Here is a 23,789-nt window from a genome sequence, read left to right on the forward strand (position 1 = left end):
CCACAGTCAAACTCTAGCGTGGGCATCCCCGTTATCTCAACACCGATAGATTAAACTGTGAGAGTGCGAGTGGGACGATCGCACTTGGAATTTTAAATACCAAGGAAACTCTGCTTTGATAACCGGCTAACTTTTCCATAAAAAAAGCTGCAAGTAAAAAATTACAAGCAGCTTTTAAAATGGATTATTTAAACCTTATTCCACTACAGAAACGTTGTCTATTTGGTACGTAGTAGTGGTTCCGTTTGATGCACCTTCATATTGGTAAGCAATATAAACTACTTGACCTGCATACGCTGAAAGATCAACATCCCCCGATGGTGTAAACTCATCACCATAACCGCCTGTGTTTCCATTGGAAATGGTTGCATTCAAGTTTGTCCAAGTTGCTGTTGTAACATCCCCTGTAAAATCAGTTGATATCTTCACTGTAAGTGCAGCGCCGTTATAAAAACCATCATTGGTTTCAAAAGTAAGGGTCGGATTAGAACCGCTAGGCAAAATAAGGCCTGGTGTAACTAACCAAACTTCATATGGGTTTTCATTTGAGTTGTAAGCTGATGTCTGCGCATACTTATTCGAATTATATTCACGTACTTCATAAAGACGTGTGCCGCCATTTACGTTTACGTTGGTCCATCCTGAGATGTTTACATTCATACCGGTACCGGCAGTTTGCCCTTCAAAGTTTTCTGAAAACGGCAATTCCAAAGCATCGCCGGGACCACCGTTGCTGCAACGCTCTCCGTCCATCTGCACATCATCTGTATCGCGGATAAACAATTGATAATCGCTGTTGAAAATGCTTAAAATAGCAGTTAGGGTACCATTGCCTTCAGGTAAAGTCATGTTTTTGAAATCCGCAAAACCACTTGTTCTTAATAAAACAGTCTGGCCATCACAGTTTTCTACGGTTCTATTTACGCCAAAAGTATTGTCTAGGTTTCCGTACGCCTCCACACCCGCTACACCCTCAGGAAACTGAACACCTTCAAACTTAACTAATGTATTCAATCTTGCAGGGTTTGATGCTTCCGCCACTCCTATAACCGTAGGAACCAATTCAACACTTTCGGTAGAACGCATGATACGGCTTTCAAAATCTTCAATCTCTATACGGCCAACCTCATCCCCATCTTGAGTACCGATAGTAGGCAAACCAGCATATTCACCAATATACAATCCATCTACGCGGAAGTAGATTTTACGGCCCGGGCCATATTTAGTGTAGAGGTCAGTTGCATTTGTAGAAATTGAAAGGCCAGCTGTTGGGTTTTCAGGTTTATCCTGAATGATAAGTTGCTTGTAATAATTACCAGACTCATCGCTGGAAACTACATAAGCTTCAATATATAGCGGCTCTGTAGAATCTGGCCCTGCTTCAACTTTTACAGGCTCAAAACCACCATACATTTCTTTAACGGCAGTAATGGTGGTGTTTACGTCAACGTTTGGTTCTTCTACATTAATCTCTGGCACGTTATAGTCATCATCCTGCACACAGGAAGTAGCAATCATTCCTAAGAAAAATAGGAAAGGTATAAGTTTGATGTTCGGTAATCTTTTCATATTTATAAAATTAATTCTTTTTTCTTATTTAAAATCTTACGTAAAGGTTAAGGTAATAGGTAGTTCCGTATCCGTACCAGTATTTTGGTCCAAATACACGGGTATCGTTTGCGGTGTCTTCAGAAAGGGTTCTGTAGTTTGCACTTCTTCCTTGTTCAAAACCACCAGTTTTGTATTTTTCGTCGAAAATATTGTTGATACTTGCAAAGAAGCCAACAAAATAATCTTTTATTTTCCAAGACTTTCCGCCCACCACGTTTACCAACATATAGTCGTCAAACTTTTCCTGCTTTAGCAATTCTCTTGCTACTGCTGGGTCGTAATCATTAAGAGGCTGTCCGTCTGTGTCCAAATAAAAATTTGATGTCCTAGTAAGTGGTGACACATCTATATATGCATTGTTAAAATAATTGGTCGTTGCGCCAAACCACCAGAAGTCTGGGTCGCGGTATTCAAAGCCTATTTGATAAGCCTGCTGGGGACCGCCAGCAACTTTATAGTTTTCCAAATATGATTTTCCAAAGCTTACAACGTTGTCAAAATCATCAGAGGTTATATAGAGGTCTGGGTTATTGTCATACGTATTCTGTCCATAAGCTGCGGCACCTTTTAGCTTAATGGTAGGGGTAACTTGCGCTTCGATACCAAATTCAGCTCCCACGTTCTTTTTATCAATATTAGTCAAAACCTCTTGTACAAATGCAGTGGTTGAATTAATTCCGGGAACTGAAATACCGTCGGCATAATAGAAGGAAATTTCAGAAGCATCCTGCATTAAAGTGTAGTAACCGGTTAAACGTGCTTTCACGATTGGCGAACGGAAAATGTAACTCCCGTCAATGCTCATGTTCTTTTCTTCAGTTAAACCAATAACAGTATTGTTGTTCTGGCGTGAGTTGGAAAAGGAATTTCTAAGTGCAGGCGCATCGGTAAAATATGCACCGTTTACTTCCAAAATGTGTCTTCCGGATATTTTATAGGTAGCTCCTGCTTTTCCGCCATAGGTAGTAAAATCCAATGCTTCACTTTTACCAAAAGAATTGTCTGGGAAGTTTCCATTGCGGTACAAGCCATTTCTTTGGTATGTGGTTTTTCCTAGTTTTCCTGCCAAGTAAAAATCTACTTTGGAATAGGTGAACTGGCCTTGCACAAAACCGTGATAGTCTGTAGCGTCAAGCTCAAAGTTGTATTTGAATTTATCTTCTTCACCAACAACGCGGTCTGGATTGTTCAAATCGCTTTGTGACTCATCGCCAAAGTTGAAGGTATCAACATCCAAATAACCATTGCCTCCCAGTAAATCTATCATATTGGCAAAGTTGCTTGAGTTAAGGTTTCTATAATTAAAAGAAGCAGTTAAGGCAATGTGGTCTGTCAACTGCGAGTTCAAAATAGTATTTGCGGAAAGTTGCTTATCATCATTTCGGTCTTCATACAGATAGTATCTTGAAGTCCCTCCGTAAAAAATATTTGTTTCATAGATATTCTGCCAGTCTATTTGGCCATCGTTCACAAAGTTTGAATAAGCTTGGTAGGCTCCTTCATAATTGGCGCCCGTTGGGTCTGCCAAAAAGTAACTTGGTAATTTCTGGTAATAAGTAGGGTCTGGGTTTGGCGCATTGTCGTAACCTAAACGGCTGTTACCGGTTTTTCCAAATTGATAGCCCACATTGGTATTAAGTTGTGTTTTTTCGGAAATATCCCAGAAGTGGTTCAACATAATAACAGGCTCTTCAATTTCCCTAATACGCGAGTTGCGAATTTCGCCATCCTGCTCACCCCAATATGCATTGTATTGTGTTCCTTTAAGGTCGTATACCTCTTGGGTGTTGGGCGAAGATTTACCTCTTCGGTTCGGTGTATAGAATGCTGTAAGGTTAAGACTGTGGGAGTCGTTCAATTTTTTTTCTACTGACGCAAAAAATGAATTGGCATCGTACAAAGTACCGTCATTAAATCCTTCTTCGCCAAAACGTCTTGACAATAGCACAGAATAGGCCCAACCGCTTGGCAACAACCCACTGTTATAGGAGCCCATAACCCTGCCACGGTAACTTCTGTTACTTGTAGCATAAGAGATGCGCCCTCCTTTTCGGTATTGCGACGCTCTCATAATAATATTGGTAGTACCTGCAAGGTGGCCAAAGTTATACTCATTTGCAGAAGTACCCATCGAAAACATTTGGTTGCGCTGGGCATCGTTAAGGCCTCCCCAGTTAGACCATTGTGGCCTTCCGTTATAAAGCTTGTTCATTTCCAAACCATTGATAAGCACTTTTCCATCTTCAGAATCATAACCTCGTGGTCTGAAAAAGGTTGCGCTAAAATCATACGAAGCAGCATTCAAGAAAACATCTCTTGATGCTTGAAGCAAGCCTGAAACATTGTAAGAAGTTCCCTCGTCTTCATCCAATTCATTGTCAGAAAGACTTATTACCCCAATTTGAGCTTCAATGGCAGATAGATCCACTTCCATCAAAATGGATTCTAAAGCTACGGGAGCATCATTTTGGATAGTTACAGGAATTCTTAAGGTAACATAGCCTGATTTTGACAATACCAAAACTTGTTCGCCCTGTGGAAGGCTTTCCTGTGAAAAAGAAAAAAATCCTTCAGCATCTGTTGTGGTACTGAAAATACTGTTTAAAATACTGACTTCTACATCTGGTATTTGTTCACTGGAGTTGGTGTCTATCACTCTTCCAGAAATAACGGTTTCTTGGGCAAACATTGTAAATCCCGAAAAGAAAACGATGAAAGTAAAAATGAATTTGTTCATTCTAAAATTTAAAGTTTGAATATTAAGATATCTTTAAAATTGGGTGCAAAAATAAATTTTTTAAATGAAATACCTACTTTTGGCCTCATTAATGAATAAAACTTTACGCAAACATAATATTTGAACATCACTATGAAATTATCCCTTTGGTTTTTTACCTTAACAGTGCTAACATTTACCGCATCCTTTGGGCAAAATGAAAAGCAATACAAAGTAAACACTATCGCCTTTTACAATGTTGAAAACCTTTTTGACTATGAGGACGATCCACTTATCTTTGACGACGACCGAACACCGCAAGGAAAAGATCATTGGACCCAGGAGATTTATGAAGCAAAATTGGCCAATATGGCTAAAGTAATTTCAGAAATCGGTGAAGATGTTACAGGAACTTCTCCCGCAATCATTGGCGTTAGCGAAATAGAAAATCGGCGCGTACTGGAAGATCTTTTAAACCAGGAACCCTTGGTAAAAAAAGATTACGGCATTGTACATTTCGACAGTCCAGACCGTCGTGGGATTGATGTTGCGCTGTTATATCAGAAAAAACTTTTTACCCCTACCAATTACAAAGCCTACGAACTTATAATCTATGACGATCAAGACCGCAGCAAACGTATTTATACCAGAGACCAATTATTGGTGAGCGGTATGCTGGACGGTGAAAAAATCCACGTTATCGTTAACCACTGGCCCTCGCGAAGTGGTGGCGAAGCACGCAGCAGACCCAAGCGTATAAAAGCTGCAGAACTTAACAAACAAATAATGGATTCCTTATTTAGTGAAGACCCTTATGCAAAAATTATTACCATGGGCGATTTAAATGATGATCCAACCAATGAAAGTGTAAAGGAGGTTTTAAAAGCCAAAAATGATCGTGAAAACATGAAAATAAAAGAGCTTTACAATCCAATGGAAGATATGTTTAAACAAGGATTGGGCACCTTGGCCTATCGGGACGGCTGGAACCTGTTTGACCAAATTATAATCTCTACTGAATTAGCAAAAAAAGATTATTCAAGCTATCGTTTTTACAAGGCGGGAATTTTCAATAAGAGCTATTTGGCTACTCCCAGGGGGCAATACAAAGGGTATCCTTTCAGAAGTTTTGTAAATGGATACACGGGTGGTTACAGCGATCACTTTCCCGTGTTTATATATCTTATTAAGGAGAAAAATTAGGAATAGATTTCTATTCATTTAAAATTAAAAAATCCTGCTGAAAATAGCTCAGCAGGATTTTTTTTAGAAATATTTTCTTTAAAACCACTCATTCCACGGAATTCTGCTTAACATTAAAACCAGTGCAATGGTATAAAATATCGCTAGAGTCTTAAATTTTCCGTTGGAAAGCAATTTCTTTTTATGCTTTGAATACCCAATGGTTATAAAAACCACAGTCAAAATCATTATCAAAGGATGTTCCACAGCATATAGCCGAGCGGTAGAATCTTTCATTACAACCCCCATTCCCGAATTAGTAATATTCTGTAAACCCAACGGAGAAACAAAATATAGCACCAAGCCTATAAGTACCTGAATATGTGTAACGATGAGCGCAAAGAGTGAAACTCTAAAGTCTTTGGCACCGTATTCTCTTTTTGAAAAAAATCCTGCCAACGCGTTGATGGTTGCAAGCAAAACAATAAGGAGCACTAAATAAGCCCAATAAGAATGAATAAATTGAATGGTTGTGTACATATATATATCTAATTTTTGAAGTGTTTCAAAGATAAGGTTTATAAATAAAAAAAATGCCCCAAAATTTTGGGGCATTTTCTCACTTTTCTACTTTTTTTTAAAAATCGTAACGGATGCTTGCATTCCAAGTTCTTCCATTTCCATAGAAATAACCGAAAGAATCCTTTTGGCTTAAATACATTTCGTTTGTGGCATTGTAACAATTTGCTCTAAGTGTAAAGTCCTGGCCACCAAAATCGAATTTATAAGTAATTCCGGCATCTAGCAAGCTGTAGGCTGGCAAACGCTCTGCTTGGTAAACTTCCCCAGCTTGAGCGGCCTTGGTTACATCATCTGCATCAACAAATCCATATAGATCTGTATAGATATTGTAATCTGCATCTACAGTTAGACCTCCAAAAATATTGTATTTAAAACCAAAACCAAAAGAGGTTTGAGGCGCATTGCCCACTTTTGTTCCTGTAAGATCCACGGTACCTTGCTCAAGCAAGGCATTGGTTTGATCATCTCTTGTTTGATAAGGCGTTTCCCCATCATATTTCCAGTTTCCAATACTACCAAAAGCTCTCAACATAAAGGCACTTGAGTAACGGTATTTTCCTTCAAATTCAAAGCCTTTGTGAACTTGGGTAATATCTGTAAAGCGCTGATAACGGTCCACTTGTTCGATAGGGTTTGAAGAATTTGGGTCTGCATCAATTGTACCCCCAGCAAGAAAACGATTACCCCAAGTAGTGTAATAACCATTCAAATCTAAACTAAAGTTACCTGCACGAAGCCTGTAGCCTACCTCAAGACCTAAAATCTCTTCGTTATCAATCTCGTTTTCTCCTTCCAAAATGTAGTTGGAGTTTCTAATATCAGAAAAAATATTGTCAAGGAAGGGTTGTCTTGAATAGTAGCCTGCATTTGCGAAGACCGTATTATTTTCAATAAAGGTATAACCCATACCTCCTTTAATGTTATACCCTAATTTATTTACTTTTTCAGATTTACCAAGACCATTAACGCCTTCTATTTCGTTTCCTTCAGCACGGCCTTCTCTTTGATAGCTTTGTGTGGAAACCGCTCCCTGTGCAAAAGCCGAGAAATTATCAGTTTTGTATTCTGCCTGACCAAAACCACCAATGTAATTGATATTTTCTGAATAGTCATAATTAAAACGTTGTCCCTCATCAGCAGAATTGAACAAAGCTGCCCAAGGATCTGCTTCAAAAGTTTCACTAATTACATAGTCACTATCTCTTGCATCACCATACCCACGGTTATCGGCATAGCCTTGTAGACCTAAAAGGTTATTCATTTGATACCAGTGGCTTCCTTTATAAAAACGGGTATCAACACCCAGATTGAACGTAAAGTTATCGCTTACAGCACTTTCTAGGTTTGTAAGAAATCCGAACCAGTTATGGTTGTTTACAGACATTCTTCTTACTACCGAACCCTGACCGAAACTTCCTATTCCGTTCTCGGCTCCTGCAATGTTGTTTTCTTCAATTTCATTGAAATCAATTTCACCATTGCTGTTTCGTGCTGCGTCAATATTACGGGAACTGCCTGCAGGACCTGTTCCGCCACCACGACCAAAAGAGGCATACGCAACGGAAGACAAATTGGTTTTATCGCTTATATTCCAATCCCAGTTTAAATTGATAATTGGCTTATGGTAGTAGTTTCTTCTAAAAGTAAATCGTTCTCCGTTATAGAAACCCGAGTTCGCATTATAACGTTTTCCATATTGATCGTAATCTTCCAATGAGTCTGAGAAGTTTTGATCGTGCCACTGTGGCGCCCCTGTCAACAAGAAGTTGAAAGAGTGCTTGTCATTCGGCACGTAACCAATACCGATAAAATAATTTTGTCCTTGACCGGCGGTACCATCAGAATATTTTCTGTGTGCTTGCCAATGGTCGAACAAAAAGGAATACGCCCATTTTCCTTTTAGACCAGAATCATAGCTTAAGGTACCTTTAAAGTAACTATCATTACCTGTCATAAAACGTGCAAAACCACCTTCTTTTCTTCCAGCGGCACGAGACACGATGTTTACCGTTCCACCAACTGACGAAATTGCCAATTTTGACGAACCCAAACCACGCTGAACCTGAACCGCATTTGCAACATCAGACATTCCAGACCAGTTGGACCAGTACATTTTTCCATCTTCCATTCCGTTGATGGGCTGCCCGTTCAAAAGAAAAGCCGTATTTGTTTGGTCAAAGCCGCGCAAAAACATTTGTGAGTCGCCAAAACCACCAGCTTGGTTTGAAACGTAGACACTCGGAGTACTTTTTACTACTTCAGGAAATTCAACGTTACCAACAGCTTTTGCTTGGATTTCAGCTGCAGAAATAGTGGAAACAGCAATAGGTGTTTGACGGTCCTTTGCCATATCTATAATTCCCTTTCCTACAATCACTACTTCTTCAAGTGCATCTGCATCTACAGTAATTTTTACGTTACCCAGAGCTGCTGTTCCGTTAACACTTTTAAAGGGAACTTTTTCAATAGTGTAACCAATATAAGAGATGGTAAGCGTACCCGTTGAAGCGGAAGTTTGCAATGTGAAATTTCCGTCAAAATCGGTAATGGCACCGTTAGTAGTACCAGTTTCAACAACATTGGCACCAGCCAAGGGGTCGTTTGATTCAGAATCGATCACCGTACCGGTAACCGTTGTTTGCGAAAAAGCGGCAAAACCGCCCAATAAAAAAACAAGAAATAAAAACTTTCTCATGAATTTGGATTTAGGTTTAAAATTTCGGCAAAAGTACAATCTTAAATAATCTCAAACTAATAAAAGTGTTTAAGAAATCTTTAAGGAAAAGACTCAAGAATAAAGTTAGGGTTTTGAACCTAAAAGCCTGATAAAATGAAAGTTAGTTAATAACAATGTTATTAACATGTTATATTATTGAAAAAATTAAAACACGATACAGTCCAATTTTTCCTTCAGCGGAAGCAGATTTGCAAAATATTGTTCGTGCAAATCTTTGGGAAGTGGTTGCGAAAATGGGGTTTCCTCTTTAAACGGATCTACTTCTTTTCCATTTTTCCAAAAACGATAACATACGTGGGGGCCGCTTGTGTTTCCGGTCATACCAATCCATCCTATTACATCGCCCTGGCTTACATGCTGGCCTACCTTAACATTACGTGCTTTCATATGGAGGTATTGTGTCTCGTAAGTACCATTATGCCTAATCTTTACATAATTACCATTTCCACCACGACGCTCAGATTTTGTTACTATACCATCTGCTGTAGCTAATATTGGGGTTCCAATGGGAGCTGCAAAATCGGTTCCGCGGTGGGGGCGCAGTTTAAAGCCGTAGTATTTTATTCTTCTATTAAGATTGTATCGAGACGATATTCTGCTGAATTTTACGGGAGCCTTTAAGAAAGCCCGTTTTAGATTATTCGCCAATTCGTCGTAATAACCAAAAACCTTACCCGTAGCATCCGTGTTGAATTTGAAGGCATAAAGTGGTTTACCATTATGCTCAAAATAAGCTGCCTTAATTTCCTTAAGGCCTGCTGGAATGGTATCATCTATAAATTTTTCTGTATAAATTACCTTAAAACGGTCTCCTGGTTGAAGCTTAAAAAAATTAATAGTCCAAGCATAGATATTGGCTAGTTGGTCTGTCATGTAAGGGCTTAAATTTTGCTCCTCCATGGTTGCGGAAAGTGAACTCGTTATTATCCCTGAGGCTTCCCTTTCCTCATATCGAACCGGCTTTTGGCTATTGTATATGGAAAGTGTATCTCTAAAATCCACAACTGCATAATCTATTTGGTTGGTTTCATAAATGAAAACGTGTGTGGTGTTTAAAGAGTCTTTTGATTTTAGAAGAAGATACGGTTTACCAACCACTATTTTACGCACGTCAAAACTATCTCGGAATTTAGTAGCTACTTCCATTATTTTTTCCTGTGGCACGCCATTGGCAAAAAGAATGTCTCCAAAAGTATCTCCTTTGCGGATTGTATCACGAACTACTTCAAAATCATTCAGGATATATCCATATTGTTCAATAATTGCCTCTTCGACAACGGGGGGTGCCTTGGCAAGGTCATTTTTTTGGTTATCACAAGCAGTGGTCAGCAGGATAAGGGTAAGGGTAGCTAATATTATTGTCTTCAATGCGGGGAATTTTCTGTATTAAGTAATTTTTATTCTGCAATTATTTTAAAAGAATGCTGCAATCCTTTGAATTCGGTTAAAGTTGCTTTTAGGGAGCCTACGGCCAGATCTGCCTTCACAAGAAGCGGTATTTTATTTTTATCATCACTAATCCAGACTGTTAAGCTCTCTTTTTCTTTGAAAACACGACCAGATTGCACATAAGGTCTAAAGATCAATGTTCTGACGCGCCCAAAATTAGTATCTAAAACTTCTTTTCCAAGGAATTTTAGCCGGAATTTATAATTTTCTTTATCAAAAAACATGTTCATTTCAATTACGTCGCCCGTTTTTATGTTTTCAGTGTCCAATTGGTTCCGAAGGTAATAAAATGCCGAAATCATATCTTGGGTATCTTCTGGGAACGAAAAGACCGTAATTTCATCGTGCTTTTTGTCGTTTACAGTGGCTATGTTTGTAGTGTGATTGAAATCAATTTGGATATCTTTGGTATAGCCGCCCTCATCTATCTTTCGAATAAAGCGATAGGGAATATCCCTATCCTTGTCAATATAGGATTGGTAATCATCCTCAACTTTAAAAAACCATTTGGAAACTCCTATTGTTTGTCCAAAACCGCGCACATGGAAAACTTCCTTTCCATTAATCCGAGAATCTTTTACCTTTAGGGTAGCATATCCTGCCGTTACAAAACCATAATGAACTCGAAACTTAAAATATTCGCCGTCGCCGTAAGCTCTTTCTTGTGCAGAAAGATAGAAGATGTTGCTAAAAAGAAGTAAAAGCGCAAATAGCTTTTTCATAGGTTCCGACTTAGGGGTTTATGTTTTTAAAAAATACAACTACCATTCCAAAAAAATAAACCCCACCTTCAAAAGACGATGGGGTTTATGGATTGTCAAGATTTATAGGGTTCCGCGTTGTTCTTGTTCGCGTTCAATAGACTCAAAAAGCGCTTTAAAATTTCCAGCTCCAAAACCTTTTGCTCCCATACGTTGAATGATTTCAAAGAAAAGGGTCGGACGGTCTTCCACTGGTTTGGTGAATATTTGCAATAGATAGCCTTCTTCATCGGCATCTATCATTATTGATAGTTTTTTGAGCTCATTGATATCTTCCTTCATCATCTTCATGTGATCACCCAGGCGTCTAGGAATATCATCGTAATATGCCTGTGGGGGTGGCGGAAGGAATTCTACACCGCGTTCCTTTAACTGACTAACTGTTTTAATTATATCATCCGTGGCTACTGCCAAATGCTGTACACCGGAATCTTCGTAAAAATCCAAGTATTCCTCTATCTGAGATTTTTTTATTCCTTTGGCGGGTTCATTGATAGGGAATTTAATGCGGCCATTTCCATTGCTCATTACCTTGCTCATCAAGGCAGAATACTCGGTGTGTATTTGCTTGTCGTCAAAAGAAAGGAAATTCACAAAGCCCATAACATCTTCGTACCATTTTACCCATTTGTTCATTTGGCCCCATCCTACGTTACCGACCATGTGGTCAATGTATTTTAAACCTGTGTGTGTAGGGTTATAATCACTTTTCCATTCACGGAAACCTGGCAGAAACTGTCCTTTGTAATTTTTGCGTTCCACAAACATGTGCACGGTTTCGCCATAGGTATAAATTCCACTACGCACTACTTCACCGTGTTCGTCTTTTTCAACGGTTGGTTCCATATAGGGTTTTGCGCCGCGTTTGGTAGTTTCCTCAAAAGCACTTGTAGCATCATCAACCCATAACGCTATAACCTTTACACCATCGCCGTGTTTTACAATATGTTCATTTATAGGCGATTTACTGTTTAATGGTGTTGTTAAAACAAGTTTGATTTTATCTTGTTTAAGCACATAGCTTACAGCATCTCTAGAACCTGTTTCCAAGCCTTTATAGGCGTAGGATTGAAACCCGAAAGCCGTCTTGTAAAAATGTGCGGATTGCTTTGCGTTGCCTACATAAAACTCTACATAATCGGTTCCTAATAGGGGTAGAAAATCTTCTGCGCCCTCAAAAATTTTTTCCAGTCCGTAATCGACTGATTTAACTTCTTTACTCATAATTAATAATCTTCAAATATTTAATGTTCTAACCAGCTTTGGTAATAGGTGCCGTCAGCAAGTTTTAAGCCATCCTCAGTAACCTGCAAGGGTTTGAAGGTGTCCACCATTACCGCTAGTTCTTCAGTTTCAGTTTTTCCAATACTTCGTTCTGCAGCGCCTGGGTGCGGCCCATGTGGAATCCCAGCAGGATGCAATGTAATTTGACCGGCCTCAATATCATTACGACTCATAAAATCGCCATCTACATAATATAACACCTCATCGCTGTCAATATTGCTGTGGTTGTATGGAGCAGGAATGCTCAAGGGATGATAATCATAGAGGCGGGGCACAAAACTGCAAACTACAAAAGCGTCCGTTTCAAAGGTTTGATGTACCGGTGGAGGTTGGTGTATGCGACCGGTAATGGGTTCAAAATCGTGGATTGAAAAGGCATATGGAAAATTGTAACCATCATACCCTACTACATCGAAAGGATGAGTGGCGTAAACCATCTCAAAAATCTCATCGTGTTTTTTGACCTTTATTATAAATTCTCCTTTTTCATCGTGCGTTTCAAGTTGTTCGGGTTTTCGGATATCCCTTTCGCAGAATGGTGAATGTTCCAAAAGCTGCCCGAACCAGTTTCTATATCTTTTTGGGGTATAAATTGGCCGTCGTGATTCAACAATAAAAAGACGGTTGTCCTGGGTGTCAAAATCTATTTGATAGATGATTCCCCGGGGCACCAACAAATAATCTCCATATTTAAAATCGAGATTTCCCAAAAAGGTCCGCAACTTTCCATTACCCTTATGGATAAAAATTAACTCATCCGCATCAGTATTTTTATAAAAATAATCTTTAAGTGAATTTTGGGGAGCGCCAAGAATAATGCTGCAATCACTATTGGTAAGTACCGTCTTTCTACTTTCAAGGTAATCTTTTTCAGGTTTAATGTCAAATCCTTTTAAACGAAGGGATTCTATATTATTGGGCCGTGCAATTTTTGGAGCTACATTGTATTGCCTCTTTATTTCCTTTACTTGCGTGGGCCTGTGTTCATGATAAATATTACTGTACATACCATCAAAACCTACGGTACCAAAAAGTTGCTCTGAATACAGTGTGCCATCCGGCTTTCGGAATTGAGTATGGCGTTTGGGCGGTATTTTACCCAATCTATGATAAAATGGCATAATTGATTTTAAATTTTAGATTTCTGAACAAAAAAAATGAACAGCGATAACCATACAAATATCGGAAAAATATTGGAGCTAAACGTTTAAGTTTATGCTAAAACCGATACCCAAGTGCCACATACCATTCACTCTTGCCAAGATCTGGAGAATAGGAATATTTTATTTCCATGGGCCCTAGAATGGTTTCCAATCCATAGCCAGCCGAAAAGCCGGAATAATCTACCCTCTCTATCCATTGGCCAGTTTCAAACAGGTCGTTCCCAATATTGGCAATATTGGCCGAGATGTTAATATGGTTTTTTCTGAAAATTTCATAATCAAAGGTCAAGGTAGATTTTAGGTATGTATTTCCACGAAGCGAAACAGCTTCATAGCCTAAAAAGGGAATGATATTGTTCATTTCCTTAAAGCCATAGCCACCAAGAGCAAAGTCAAGCGAAGTGGTTTCTGGGCCGCCCAATTTAAAACCTCCCTCGGCAGTTAAATGTCCGGAAAAATTTTCAAAAAAAGTATGCGCAAACCCCATTTTGGCTTTCGCCAAAGAAAAGGGCTCAAAATTCTTATTTTTCCCGTGGGCGAATAAATACCAGTGAAAATCACCTGCAAAGTAGAGTCCTCTTTTAGGAAAGAAACTGTTGTCATAATTATCGTACTTCAGAAAACCAAAAACACTGTAGTAATTTGTGCTTTCAAAAATAGTGCGGGGCAGGTTGTTGTCATCAGTACCAATAGTTTCCGAAAGATAGCGTAGGTATTTATGCTCTCCGCCGACTCCAAAAATAAATACCCGTCGGAAAAGTGTCTCAAAATAAAGTTGATTGGTAAAATCACTATATTTTATGGAGAGGTTATTAATAGGAAGTGAAACTACGGCGTCTAAATCTACATCTACAAAATCTAGAGGCACATCTGTTTCAAAAAAGTGATATTTTGAGTTAAAACCTACGCTCCAGTAAAATCCTTTGTCTATATAGTATTCAAAATTGTAGCGCAGATTATCCCCCGCGATTAAATCTAGGGAAGCTATATCGTTATTGGTGAAAAGCCTCTTTTTTGTAACATTTACCAGCGCAGCCGTTCTGAAGAGATTATCATAATGTGCCGCAAAGCGAAGCATCATGGAAGAATTGCTTTCCCGCAATTGCAGAAGCAAAATGTTCTGGTTGTTTTCGTCTTCAAAAAATCTATAGTTTATATCCTGGAAATTTCCGGTCGCCGAGAGGTTATTGATGCCTTCGCTGAAATATTTGTACGTTATTTTGTCGGGCGTGCGTAGTTTTAATTTTCCCAAAACATAGCTTCGGGTGTATTTTTCATTGCCTTCAATTTTAACTTCTTTTATAAAAATGGTGTCGCGGGCCTCAAACTTAATCTCTTTCTTTTCAAATGTTTGTTGTCTCATGGCCACACTTTCAAGTTCCTTTCTAAATTTTTCTGCTGCAGTAACCCCTGAGGCTACGATTTTATTCCCTTCGTCAAAAGAAACCACTGAAAAATCATTGATATTAGGGTGAATATAGATATCTGTTTTCTTTCGTTTTTCTATCATGGCATTTATGGTTCGATAATTATTTATCTGCACCAAAACCTCAAAAGCAGATTTTAAGTTGTCTCTACTCTTTAGACTATCCTGAACATCCACACCGATAATAATGTCCATGCCTTTTTCACGTACTTCATTCACGGGATAATTATTTACTACGCCTCCATCTATCAAAACTTTATCATCTATTACCACAGGGCTAAAAAGTGAGGGTAGTGCGCCACTGGCAATAACTGCCCTGGGAAGATACCCATGGTCCAGGATAACTTCTTTCCCGTTTTCAACGTTTGTGGCAACGCAGAAAAAAGGAATAGGCAATTCACTAAAATCTGAAACTGCGCTCACGTGGCTTGTCAATTTTGAAAGCAGGTTATAAACATTCTGCCCTTTTGAAAGCCCTGAGGGAAAACCAATTTTAAATTTATCAAATGGCAACACCAGCGCATATTTTTCAGCCTCTTGTTTTTCGTAGAAAGTTTTTGCGCTGCGCGGAATATCGTCCTGTATCAACGTGCTAAAATCTGTTTGCCTAAAAATACTGTCCAACTGTTTTGCCGAATATCCCGAAGCATATAGCGCTCCTATGATTGCACCCATGCTTGTTCCGCCAATGTAGTCTATACGTACTCCCGATTCCTCAATTACCTTTAAAGCACCAATGTGCGCAAGCCCCTTGGCCCCGCCACCACTCAATACCAGACCTACCTTTATATCCTCCCCATTCTTTTCTTGCGAATAAATAATTGATGGAATTATAAAAAATAGTAAAAGGAGTAGCTTTTTCATTAAATGGTTACTTCATTTTAGGGGTTTTAGAGAGTTTTCAAGATTCATTATTAAAATGCGCTATCAATTTTTTTGCGCGGCTCGCTCCAATTACTTTTGAAAGTTCTTCAAAATTTGCGGAGGCAATCCGCTTTGTGCTTTTAAAATGTTTTAGTAAATCAATCACCGTTTTTTCGCCAATTCCGGGTATGGTCTCAAGCTCTGTATTTAATGCCTGTTTGCTGCGCTTACTGCGGTGAAAGGTAATACCAAAACGGTGCGCTTCGTTACGCAATTGCTGTATTATTTTTAAGGTTTCACTCTTTTTATCCAAATATAACGGAATGGGATCTTCAGGATAAAACAGTTCTTCCAAACGTTTTGCAATACCTATAATAGCTATTTTTCCCCGTAAACCCAACTTATCCAAGCTTTTTAAGGCTGAGGAAAGCTGCCCTTTACCCCCATCTATGATGATGAGTTGCGGCAATGGTTGCTCTTCTGCAAGCAATCTTTTATAACGTCTATAAACAACTTCTTCCATCGAGGCAAAATCATCGGGGCCTACAACGGTTTTTATATTAAACTTTCTATAGTCTTTCTTGCTGGGTTTTCCATTTTTGAAAACCACACACGCCGCCACCGGGTTTGTGCCTTGAATATTACTGTTGTCAAAACACTCTATATGTCGCGGTTCCTCACTCAACCTTAAATCTTTTTTCATTTGTGCCATGATGCGTTTTTCATGACGGTCCGGATCAACGATTTTTGCCTGTTTGAATTTTTCCATTCGGAAATATTTTGCATTCCTCTCGGAAAGGTCCAGAATTGCCTTTTTATCGCCCAGCTTTGGCACGTGTACTTTTATCTCTTCGCCCAGTTCCACTTCAAAAGGCACGTATATTTCTTTTGATTGTGAATTAAATCGTTGCCGGATTTCCACAATGGCAAGCTGAAGGAGTTCCTCATCGGTTTCGTCCAATTTCTTTTTTATTTCCAAAGTATGCGACCTAATAATGGCTCCATGCGAAAGCTGCAGAAAATTCACATACGTATAGCTTTCGTCTGAAATAATTGAAAACACATCTACATTGTTGATCTTGGGGTTTACCACCGTGCTTTTGCTTTGGTAATTCTCCAAAATATCAATCTTTTCCTTTATTCGCTGCGCCTGTTCAAATTTTAAATCTGCCGCAAGCGTCTTCATTTGGCTTTTAAATTTATGCAGCGAATCCTTAAAATTTCCTTTCACAATATTGCGGATGGCCTCAATATTTTCGTGGTATTCCTTTTCGGAATAAAGCGCCTCGCATGGCCCCAGACAGTTTCCCAAGTGATATTCCAGACACACTTTATACTTGCCCGCCTTAATTTTTTCTTCGGAAAGGTCGTAGTTGCAAGTGCGCAGCGGATACAAACCTTTAATTAAATCGAGCAGCGTGTGTACGGTTTTCATACTCGTGTACGGCCCGTAATATTCGCTGCCGTCCTTTATCATGCGCCGCGTTGGGAAAACCCTCGGAAAGCGTTCGTTTTTAATGCAAATCCACGGATAGCTTTTGTCGTCCTTCAGCATCACGTTGTAACGAGGCTGATAATTTTTTATAAGGTTATTTTCCAACAAAAGCGCATCGGTTTCAGTTTTAACCACAATGTGCTTTATCGTTTCAATTTTCTTCACCAAAAGCCGCGTACGGTTGTTGTCAAAGTTTTTTGTGAAATATGATGAAACCCTTTTTTTTAGATTTTTTGCCTTCCCCACATACAGCAGTTTGCCATCTTTATCGTAATATTGATATACGCCGGGCGAATCGGGAAGGGTTGCAATTTGAAGTGTTACCGAAGCATTGGCCATAAGCTCAAAGATACTTTATGTTTTGTTTTTTAAGGAATTTTTACGCAATCAAAAATAGTTAAGAAACGGTTAAATGAAAGTTCTTGGAAATCCAAGAGTGCGAATATTGCGTATCTATTACAACCAACTGAATAGAAATGGCCAAAAGCAGTTTTCATATTTCTTTTAAAAAACATTTCGTGCTTTTCCTTGCGATTTTGTATTTGCTAAATCCAATGCAAAAACAAATGGCGGAAGCCATGCACATTTTTTCACATGTGATGACGCATTCAGATTATTCGCACCACCAAGAAGACCATGTAATGGATCGCGAACATACGCACGAACACAAACTGATTACATTTTTCTCCAAAATATTTTCTTCGGAAGAAACCAGCGATCACGATGGCGTGTTTTTCAATTATACTTTTGATAAGCATTTTGCACAGAAATATCCTGCGACAAACTTCAGAATTAAAAAAAATACAGCCCATAACTTTTACTACACTTTTCATATTAATAAAAGCGTAAAAACCATCCCCAGCCCGCCTCCCGAAACATTCTTTTCATAGTTCACAAATGCTGAAGGAAAAATTCTTTCAGTCCCTCAAAATTCATTTTTAAACCAATCACCCATGAAAAGAATATTCTTAATGGGGCTTATGCTATGCTTTGGAATTGCACAATCGCAATCACTAAAAGGAAAAGTTGTAGGCCCAAAAAATAACCCGCTGGAGAATGTTGCGGTCTTTGACCGTACCTCTGGCAACCACACCCACACTGACGCCTCGGGGAAATTTTCACTTGAAAATGTAGCCGAAAACGACCAAATAAGCTTCTCCATTTTAGGTTTTAGCACTTTGGAATATACGGTAACAGCTGAAAATTTCACCAAGTCAATAATGATCATCTTGGAAGAAGCTACGGTTTCTCTGCAGCAAGTAACCATCACTCCCCAAGTAAACACCCTCAGCCAGATTGTAGCCGTAGATCTAAAAACTGCGCCCGTAAAATCGTCGCAGGAAATATTACGGAAAGTTCCCGGATTAATCATTGGCCAACACGCCGGTGGCGGAAAAGCCGAACAAATATTTCTGCGCGGTTTTGATATTGACCATGGAACAGATATCAATCTTTCCGTAGATGGATTGCCCGTAAATATGGTTTCACATGCGCACGGCCAAGGGTACAGCGATCTTCACTTTCTTATTCCCGAAACAATTGATGAAATTTCATTCGGGAAAGGCCCTTATAATGCGAAATATGGCGACTTTACTACTGCAGGTTACGTAGCTTTCAAAACTTTGGACAAACTGGACCAAAGCTCCGTTTCCGTGGAATACGGGCAGTTTGATGCTTTTAGGACCGTGGGGCTTTTCAACCTTTTGAATGCTGAAAACAGCAATGCATACCTAGCGGCCTCACTGAATACTTTTAACGGACCGTTTGACTCCCCACAGAATTTTAACCGTTTCAATATGATGGCAAAATACAATCTGAATTTGCCAAACAACCAAAAACTGCAACTTACCGCTTCGCATTTCCAAAGCAAGTGGGACGCATCGGGGCAAATTCCGCAACGTGCTATCGATGCGGGTTTGATTGACCGTTTTGGAGCCATTGACGATACTGAAGGTGGAAATACCAGCCGAACAAACCTTTTGGTTAATCATTCAAAATTACTTTCAGACAATAAAAAGTTGGAAACACGAGCGTATTATTCGCATTATGATTTTGAGCTGTTTTCAAACTTCACCTTTTTCTTGGATGACCCTGTAAACGGTGACCAAATTGCGCAACGTGAAGACCGGAATATTTTAGGCTTCCAGACCGAATTTTCAGATAAAATAAATTCTGAAGCCTTTGATTTCAAATATACCGCCGGGCTTGGGGTGCGATACGACGATGTAAACGATGTGGAACTTTCACACACCAAAAACCGCTACGAAATTTTGGATCGTATAGCCTTCGGAAATGTGGATCAAATTAACAGTTTTGCCTTTTTGAATACGGAATTTGGCTTGGGCGATTTCAAAATAAATCCTGCCGTTCGATTGGATTATTTCAAGTTTGATTACGAAAACAAACTGTCGCCAACCTATGATAACCGAAGTGAAAGCAAGATTTTCGCCAGTCCGAAGTTGAACTTTATTTACAGCCCCAACCGCGATTTCCAATTGTTTTTGAAAACGGGAATCGGTTTCCATTCCAATGATACGCGAGTTGTTGTTGCCAATAGCGGCGAAGATATTTTGCCGGCGGCTTACGGCGCAGATTTGGGCGGAATCTATAAATTGACCGATAACTTAATTTTCAACACAGCTTTTTGGGCTTTATTTTTAGAACAAGAATTTGTGTATGTTGGCGATGCAGGAATTGTGGAGCCCAGCGGAAAAACCCGCCGATTGGGCGTTGATTTTGGCCTGCGTTACGAAGCCTTGGATTGGCTGTATTTTTACGGCGATGCAAATTATACCTACGCAAGGAGCACAGAAGAAACCACTGGTGCAGATTACATTCCGCTTGCACCAGATTTTACTTCAACTGGAGGAATTGCAGTTAAAAATCTTGCAAATTTTTCAGGCGGAATTAATTACCGCTATCTAAAAAATAGACCAGCTAATGAGGACAATAGCATCGAAGCAGAAGGTTATTTAGTAACCGATTTCAATATAAATTATACCTTCAGAAATTTTGTTTTCGGGATTGCTGTGGAAAATATTTTTGATACTCAATGGAACGAAACCCAATTTGCAACCGAAAGCAGGTTGTTTAACGAACCGGAAGCTGTTGAAGAAATCCACTTTACGCCCGGCACACCATTTTTTTTAAGAGGAAAGGTAACCGTTAATTTTTAACTAATGGTTTTATAGGCAATGTTCTTTTTGGTTAAATTGCACGCAGAATAACCAACTATGAACATTGCCATATTATCGCGTGGGGAAGCGCTTTATTCCACCAAAAGTCTTTTAAATGCTGGGGAAGCTCGAAATCATACCATGGAGGTTTTGGATCCTTCCTATTGCAATCTCACCGTGGAAAACGAAAAAGCCGTTCTCTATTTTCAGAATGAATTGGTGGATGATCTCCACGCCATAATTCCCAGAATCGGTGCTTCCAACACCTATTTTGGCACCAATGTGGTTAGGCATTTTGAGGCGATGGGAATTTTTACCGTGGCTTCTTCCGAAGGAATTTCAAACAGTCGCGATAAATGGACGTGCTTCCAAATTTTGGCGAAGTATCAAATTCCTGTGCCCCGAACTGTTTACGCTTCATTTTTTGAATTTGAGGAACAACTTAAAACCTTCAACGGCAAACCAATCATCATAAAACTTTTGGAAGGCACGCATGGCGAAGGCGTTATTCTTACTGAAAGTCCGCAGAATGCACTGGCAACTATTGAAACCTTGAATGCTGCTGGCGTAAAATTTCTCCTCCAGGAATATATTGAGGAAGCAAACGGCGCAGACATTCGCGCCATTGTTGTGGACGGCGTTGTGGTTGCGGCTATGAAACGCAAATGCAAGAGTGGCGATTTCCGCAGCAATCTGCACCGTGGCGGAACTTCAGAAACGATTTCGCTCTCTCCCACAGAAGAAAAAATTGCCATAAAGGCTGCAAAAGCAATGAATTTAGGTTTTTGCGGGGTTGATATTCTGCAATCGAAAAACGGGCCGTTGGTTTTGGAAATAAATAGCACGCCGGGATTGGAAGGCATTGAAAATACTTCGGGAAGGAACGTTTCTAAAAGTGTGATCGGGTTTATTGAACGAAATAAAAAATAAGTAATTAATACGCCGTATTCCGTATCAAATTTTTGAATTTTAGAAATTATTTGGAATTTGTTATTTGCCATTTGGAAATTTTATTATTTAACTTGCAATAAAATCCCAACCCTTTGAAAAGAAATATTGGCAGAATAGACAAAGCAGATTTTCCATTGCTGAACCTCTTCGACATTGAAGTGAAAGTAGACACGGGAGCTTATACTTCTTCCATACATTGCAAAAACATGAAAGTGGAAGACAACTACCTAAAATGCAATTTTTTGGATGAAGAACACCCCAGTTACCACGAAAAGGAAATCGTTTTTGACGAATATGACGTAAAAGTGGTAAAAAGCAGCAACGGCCAATCGGAAGCCAGATATAGAATTAAAACAGAGATTGTTCTTTTTGGAAAAACCCACCCAATTTATTTAACACTGAGCGACCGTGAAGAGATGCGTTTTCCCGTACTTTTGGGACGAAATTTCTTAAGTAAAAAGTACATGGTTGATATTAACAAAACCAACCTTTCCTTCAAATTAAAATATAAAAAATGAATATTAAAATATTATCGGCAAACAGCCATTTATATTCCACCCAACGCCTTGTAGAAGCTGCAAAGAAAAGAAAGCACGAGGTTGAGGTTATTAACCATGCCAAGTGTGATATTGTGATAGAAAAGAAAAATCCGGTTATCTATTACAGGGGCCACAAACTGGACCATACCGATGCGGTAATTCCACGAATTGGGGCTTCGGTTACTTTTTATGGCACCGCAGTGGTCCGCCAATTCGAGATGATGCGGGTGTTTACAACTACTGAATCGCAGGCATTGGTACGCTCGCGCGATAAATTGCGAAGTTTGCAAGTGCTTTCGCGTGCGGGATTGGGATTACCAAAAACCGTTTTCACCAACTATTCCAAAAACGTAAAGGAAATTGTGGACCAAGCCGGGGGTGCGCCCGTAATTATTAAGCTTTTGGAAGGCACACAGGGCATTGGCGTAATTTTGGCCGAAACTCGAAAGGCCGCCGAATCTGTAATTGAAGCTTTCAACAATCTTCAGGCGCGGGTTATTGTACAGGAATTTATAAAAGAAGCCGGCGGCGCAGACATTAGAGCATTCATTGTGGACGGGCAAGTAATTGGTGCGATGAAGCGACAGGGCAAGGAAGGTGAGTTTCGAAGCAATTTGCACCGCGGTGGAACCGCGACTGTTATAAAACTTACAGATGAGGAAGAAACCGCAGCATTAAAAGCTGCAAAGGCCATGGGGCTAGGCATTGCCGGCGTAGATATGTTACAATCTGCTCGCGGGCCATTGATATTGGAGGTAAATTCCTCACCAGGTTTGGAAGGAATTGAACAGGCCACGGGTAAAGACATTGCAAACTCAATCATAAAATATATTGAACGTAACGTTTAATTATGGCAAAAAAGGAAGAACGTGATATTGTTATTTTAAACGAAAGGATTGCCCTGGGAGAAAGCCGAACGGTAGATTTCAGCATTGCGAAACTTTATACTTCCACAAAAGTTGAAATTCCTATAATTATTGAACGGGCAAAAATACCCGGACCAACGGTTTTGATTACAGCTGCCATCCATGGCGATGAAATTAATGGGGTTGAAATTGTGCGCCAACTTATTGCCAGAAAATTAAACAAACCCAAGAGGGGCACAATTATCTGCATTCCCATATTGAACGTTTTCGGTTTTTTGAACGGCGACCGTTCCTTTCCCGACGGGCGTGATTTGAACAGAGTTTTTCCGGGAACTAAAACCGGTTCGCTTGCTAGCCGTGTTGCATATCATTTCACCAAAAAAATTCTTCCGCACGCAGATTATTGTCTCGATTTTCATACTGGCGGCGCCAGTCGTTTCAATGCAGCGCAAATTCGAATAAAACCGGGTGATGAAAGGTTGTTGGAACTTGCAAAGGTTTTTAATGCTCCCTTCACGGTTTATTCCAATACTATTGAAAAATCCTACCGAAATACCTGTCAAAAAATGGGCATTCCCGTGTTGCTTTTTGAAGGCGGAAAAAGCCGCGAAAGCAATAAGCATATTGCAAAGGAAGGTGTAGACGGCATATTGCGGGTGCTAAATCATTTAGACATGTTGGGCAAAAGACACGCTGTCCCCGAACCACAAGCAAAAACCGTAATTATTGAAAAAAGCAAATGGATACGTGCCTTCCGCAGTGGTTTGCTGCATGTTAAAATTGATTGCAACAAGCATGTTGAAAAAGGTGAATTTCTGGCTACCATTACAGATCCATACGGAAAAATGCGGTTTAAGGTTACTTCCCCAAACGAAGGATACATAATTAATGTGAACCAATCGCCCATCGTAAATCAGGGAGATGCTATTTTTCATATTTCAACGGTAAATACTGCAAATACCGAGGCTGAAGAAAGAGAAAATTAAG

Annotated in this window: 17 protein-coding genes; 7 read left to right on the forward strand and 10 right to left on the reverse strand. The window is 39.5% G+C overall.

All coding sequences use genetic code 11. The features are described 5' to 3' along the window. Positions 1-195: 195 nt before the first annotated feature. Together JK629_RS03980 and JK629_RS03985 are read right to left on the reverse strand one after the other, a co-directional pair. Positions 196-1,569, reverse strand: a complete 1,374-nt coding sequence (locus JK629_RS03980) for a DUF5689 domain-containing protein (RefSeq protein WP_202337336.1) — start codon at positions 1,567-1,569, stop codon at positions 196-198. A gap of 28 nt (positions 1,570-1,597) precedes the next feature. Continuing rightward, entirely contained in the window at positions 1,598-4,348 is a 2,751-nt protein-coding gene (locus tag JK629_RS03985) for a TonB-dependent receptor (RefSeq protein ID WP_202337337.1), read from the reverse strand. Positions 4,349-4,480: 132 nt separating this feature from the next. Here JK629_RS03985 and JK629_RS03990 point away from each other — a divergent pair, with 132 nt between their 5' ends. Beyond that, complete coding sequence (locus JK629_RS03990) at positions 4,481-5,530, forward strand: endonuclease/exonuclease/phosphatase family protein (RefSeq protein ID WP_202337338.1); 1,050 nt, start codon at positions 4,481-4,483, stop codon at positions 5,528-5,530. A gap of 78 nt (positions 5,531-5,608) precedes the next feature. Here JK629_RS03990 and JK629_RS03995 read toward each other — a convergent pair whose 3' ends face one another. The 8 genes from JK629_RS03995 to uvrC form a co-directional block, all read right to left on the reverse strand. Then, positions 5,609-6,049 (reverse strand): COX15/CtaA family protein, encoded by a 441-nt coding sequence (locus tag JK629_RS03995; protein WP_202337339.1) that lies wholly within the window; start codon positions 6,047-6,049, stop codon positions 5,609-5,611. Between the two features lie 97 nt (positions 6,050-6,146). Continuing rightward, on the reverse strand, positions 6,147-8,786 hold the full coding sequence (locus JK629_RS04000; protein WP_202337340.1) for a TonB-dependent receptor: 2,640 nt from the start codon (positions 8,784-8,786) through the stop codon (positions 6,147-6,149). A 186-nt stretch (positions 8,787-8,972) separates the two neighbouring features. Beyond that, positions 8,973-10,196 carry a peptidoglycan DD-metalloendopeptidase family protein gene (locus JK629_RS04005; protein ID WP_202337341.1) on the reverse strand — a complete coding sequence of 408 codons (1,224 nt, stop codon included), beginning with the start codon at positions 10,194-10,196 and terminating at the stop codon, positions 8,973-8,975. A gap of 29 nt (positions 10,197-10,225) precedes the next feature. After that, a complete protein-coding gene (locus JK629_RS04010; protein ID WP_202337342.1) occupies positions 10,226-10,999 on the reverse strand; it encodes a DUF3108 domain-containing protein in 774 nt (257 codons plus the stop codon). Between the two features lie 102 nt (positions 11,000-11,101). After that, entirely contained in the window at positions 11,102-12,262 is a 1,161-nt protein-coding gene (gene hppD / locus JK629_RS04015) for a 4-hydroxyphenylpyruvate dioxygenase (RefSeq protein ID WP_202337343.1), read from the reverse strand. 20 nt (positions 12,263-12,282) lie between these two features. Then, entirely contained in the window at positions 12,283-13,443 is a 1,161-nt protein-coding gene (locus tag JK629_RS04020) for a homogentisate 1,2-dioxygenase (RefSeq protein WP_202337344.1), read from the reverse strand. Between the two features lie 97 nt (positions 13,444-13,540). Further along, positions 13,541-15,775 (reverse strand): patatin-like phospholipase family protein, encoded by a 2,235-nt coding sequence (locus JK629_RS04025; protein ID WP_202337345.1) that lies wholly within the window; start codon positions 15,773-15,775, stop codon positions 13,541-13,543. 37 nt (positions 15,776-15,812) lie between these two features. Continuing rightward, positions 15,813-17,609 carry an excinuclease ABC subunit UvrC gene (uvrC, locus tag JK629_RS04030; protein ID WP_202337346.1) on the reverse strand — a complete coding sequence of 599 codons (1,797 nt, stop codon included), beginning with the start codon at positions 17,607-17,609 and terminating at the stop codon, positions 15,813-15,815. Between the two features lie 215 nt (positions 17,610-17,824). On the opposite strand from uvrC, the gene JK629_RS04035 reads away from it, so the two are divergent. The 6 genes from JK629_RS04035 (at position 17,825) to JK629_RS04060 (ending at position 23,788) form a co-directional block, all read left to right on the forward strand. Beyond that, positions 17,825-18,160, forward strand: coding sequence for a hypothetical protein (locus JK629_RS04035; protein ID WP_202337347.1), 336 nt, complete (start codon positions 17,825-17,827; stop codon positions 18,158-18,160). 63 nt (positions 18,161-18,223) lie between these two features. Beyond that, positions 18,224-20,446 (forward strand): TonB-dependent receptor, encoded by a 2,223-nt coding sequence (locus JK629_RS04040; RefSeq protein WP_202337348.1) that lies wholly within the window; start codon positions 18,224-18,226, stop codon positions 20,444-20,446. 57 nt (positions 20,447-20,503) lie between these two features. After that, positions 20,504-21,376 carry an ATP-grasp domain-containing protein gene (locus JK629_RS04045; RefSeq protein WP_202337349.1) on the forward strand — a complete coding sequence of 291 codons (873 nt, stop codon included), beginning with the start codon at positions 20,504-20,506 and terminating at the stop codon, positions 21,374-21,376. 113 nt (positions 21,377-21,489) lie between these two features. Continuing rightward, the gene (locus JK629_RS04050; protein WP_202337350.1) at positions 21,490-21,915 is read left to right on the forward strand and encodes an ATP-dependent zinc protease family protein; all 426 of its coding nucleotides are present in this window, start codon (positions 21,490-21,492) and stop codon (positions 21,913-21,915) included. Then, positions 21,912-22,784, forward strand: coding sequence for a 30S ribosomal protein S6--L-glutamate ligase (rimK, locus tag JK629_RS04055; RefSeq protein WP_202337351.1), 873 nt, complete (start codon positions 21,912-21,914; stop codon positions 22,782-22,784). Before JK629_RS04050 ends, rimK begins: the two co-directional genes overlap by 4 nt. A 2-nt stretch (positions 22,785-22,786) precedes the next feature. After that, complete coding sequence (locus JK629_RS04060; RefSeq protein WP_202337352.1) at positions 22,787-23,788, forward strand: succinylglutamate desuccinylase/aspartoacylase family protein; 1,002 nt, start codon at positions 22,787-22,789, stop codon at positions 23,786-23,788. The last annotated feature ends 1 nt before the right edge of the window (position 23,789 follow it).

Source organism: Aequorivita iocasae (genome assembly GCF_016757735.1).
GTDB classification, from domain to species: domain Bacteria; phylum Bacteroidota; class Bacteroidia; order Flavobacteriales; family Flavobacteriaceae; genus Aequorivita; species Aequorivita iocasae.

Bases quoted from the DNA above. Each gene is read 5' to 3' on its own strand.
- JK629_RS04040 (WP_202337348.1), top strand. From the start codon at position 18,224: ATGAAAAGAATATTCTTAATGGGGCTTATGCTATGCTTTGGAATTGCA.
- uvrC (WP_202337346.1), bottom strand. From the start codon at position 17,609: ATGGCCAATGCTTCGGTAACACTTCAAATTGCAACCCTTCCCGATTCG.
- JK629_RS04010 (WP_202337342.1), bottom strand. From the start codon at position 10,999: ATGAAAAAGCTATTTGCGCTTTTACTTCTTTTTAGCAACATCTTCTAT.
- hppD (WP_202337343.1), bottom strand. From the start codon at position 12,262: ATGAGTAAAGAAGTTAAATCAGTCGATTACGGACTGGAAAAAATTTTT.
- JK629_RS03990 (WP_202337338.1), top strand. From the start codon at position 4,481: ATGAAATTATCCCTTTGGTTTTTTACCTTAACAGTGCTAACATTTACC.
- rimK (WP_202337351.1), top strand. From the start codon at position 21,912: ATGAATATTAAAATATTATCGGCAAACAGCCATTTATATTCCACCCAA.
- JK629_RS04000 (WP_202337340.1), bottom strand. From the start codon at position 8,786: ATGAGAAAGTTTTTATTTCTTGTTTTTTTATTGGGCGGTTTTGCCGCT.
- JK629_RS03985 (WP_202337337.1), bottom strand. From the start codon at position 4,348: ATGAACAAATTCATTTTTACTTTCATCGTTTTCTTTTCGGGATTTACA.
- JK629_RS04045 (WP_202337349.1), top strand. From the start codon at position 20,504: ATGAACATTGCCATATTATCGCGTGGGGAAGCGCTTTATTCCACCAAA.
- JK629_RS04060 (WP_202337352.1), top strand. From the start codon at position 22,787: ATGGCAAAAAAGGAAGAACGTGATATTGTTATTTTAAACGAAAGGATT.
- JK629_RS04020 (WP_202337344.1), bottom strand. From the start codon at position 13,443: ATGCCATTTTATCATAGATTGGGTAAAATACCGCCCAAACGCCATACT.
- JK629_RS03995 (WP_202337339.1), bottom strand. From the start codon at position 6,049: ATGTACACAACCATTCAATTTATTCATTCTTATTGGGCTTATTTAGTG.
- JK629_RS04035 (WP_202337347.1), top strand. From the start codon at position 17,825: ATGCAAAAACAAATGGCGGAAGCCATGCACATTTTTTCACATGTGATG.
- JK629_RS04025 (WP_202337345.1), bottom strand. From the start codon at position 15,775: ATGAAAAAGCTACTCCTTTTACTATTTTTTATAATTCCATCAATTATT.
- JK629_RS03980 (WP_202337336.1), bottom strand. From the start codon at position 1,569: ATGAAAAGATTACCGAACATCAAACTTATACCTTTCCTATTTTTCTTA.